Origin of the sequence: Pantoea stewartii subsp. stewartii, assembly GCF_008801695.1 — a bacterium.
GTDB lineage: Bacteria > Pseudomonadota > Gammaproteobacteria > Enterobacterales > Enterobacteriaceae > Pantoea > Pantoea stewartii.
Genome location: NZ_VZPF01000197.1, coordinates 1 through 1,183 on the forward strand (window position 1 = coordinate 1; position 1,183 = coordinate 1,183).

1 protein-coding gene and 1 pseudogene are annotated in these 1,183 nt (G+C 48.1%); one reads left to right on the top strand and one right to left on the bottom strand.

Features of this window, described 5'->3' with window-relative positions:
* A pseudogene (locus F7Q90_RS25665) lies at window positions 1-174 on the bottom strand (IS630 family transposase); the annotation flags it as partial.
* Between the two features lie 234 nt (window positions 175-408).
* Here F7Q90_RS25665 and F7Q90_RS25670 point away from each other — a divergent pair.
* Complete coding sequence (locus tag F7Q90_RS25670) at window positions 409-1,068, top strand: hypothetical protein (protein WP_151161162.1); 660 nt, start codon at window positions 409-411, stop codon at window positions 1,066-1,068.
* Window positions 1,069-1,183: the final 115 nt, after the last annotated feature.

Consider the following 1,183-nt stretch of genomic DNA (forward strand, 5'->3'; position numbering starts at 1 on the left):
ACCAATCGATGAGCGGGCACAGCAGAGTGTTCTGGCAACATGACTGACGGTGTCACCACGATGCAGTATCAGCATGGCGGTGAGCCGCCGGGCGTGGTTTTTGTCCTTTGTTTTATGGATAGTTTTCTGCATCAGGCGTCGTTCGGTTCTGGGTATTGGTGCTATGATCGACATTGCTCAGTCCGGCTGGTGATTTGGGATATTCAGCGATTGATCAGATCGCATAAACCGGACTGAGTTCCCTCTAAGTGATCTACTATTCCGAGCAGTTATTTAGATGACAAAGATCACCCCAGTCGGATCGCTGGCGAGGCTTTAAAAGGCTATTTTTACTGCCTTGGCCGATTTAACGCATCGGCCGCTGATCGTCTTAGCGCAACTGAAAATCACATCATTGAAATCATGCGCATGGAACCTCGTGTAACCGGAGACCTTTTTAGCAAGGATTTTGATTACATCACCGGAACAGCAGAAGTCCGTCAGTGGCTGGACAGTATCATTGACCCTCTGCTCCTGCGTTATCCAGAAACCCAGCACGATATGCAGAATGAAAGTTTAACGCTCGCGTTTCACAAGCACATCAGCAAAAACATGGTGTTAAATGATTTCATTAATAGTGGCCATTATCACCAATGGGAAAGCAAGCAACTTACCGACGTCATCCATGCTTTCAATCAATGGACTGAAGCGGAAGACCTGTCCGCAGTGCCAGTAGAGGATGAGGCCGATTTACGAATTGCTGTAACTTTTGCAGCTATCCACGCTGTGGATCGTCCCAGTGGTTTCGACTGGCAGTCGCAAATCCAGAATAATCTTCAGGATAAATACATCAGCCGCTTGCTGAAATTTGTGCGTTACGTTCGGTACGCCAAAAAAGAGCAGAACAAAAAGGTGTCCTTGCGACTGATACGTCGTGGCAGCACTAACCGGGACCTGGTACTTTACCCGGCTCTGCTGGAGCTCAGTGATAAAATCCACGACCCGGATCCTCAGGTGATGTGCAGTAATGCCCATAAGTTACTTACTGAAATGAAAATTAATGCCGAGCTGACAAAGTGGCTTTGTTGAATAAATCAGATTCGGGGCGAGTGTCCCTGTAGCAGGGCAGAGTTTCAGGCAATACGGACACTTTCTGGCATTCCTGCCTTTGTCATTCTGTTCAGCGCTCGAACCATGGCCAGAG

Coding starts and splice junctions, on each gene's coding strand:
- F7Q90_RS25670 (WP_151161162.1), top strand. CDS start 409: ATGGAACCTCGTGTAACCGGAGACCTTTTTAGCAAGGATTTTGATTAC.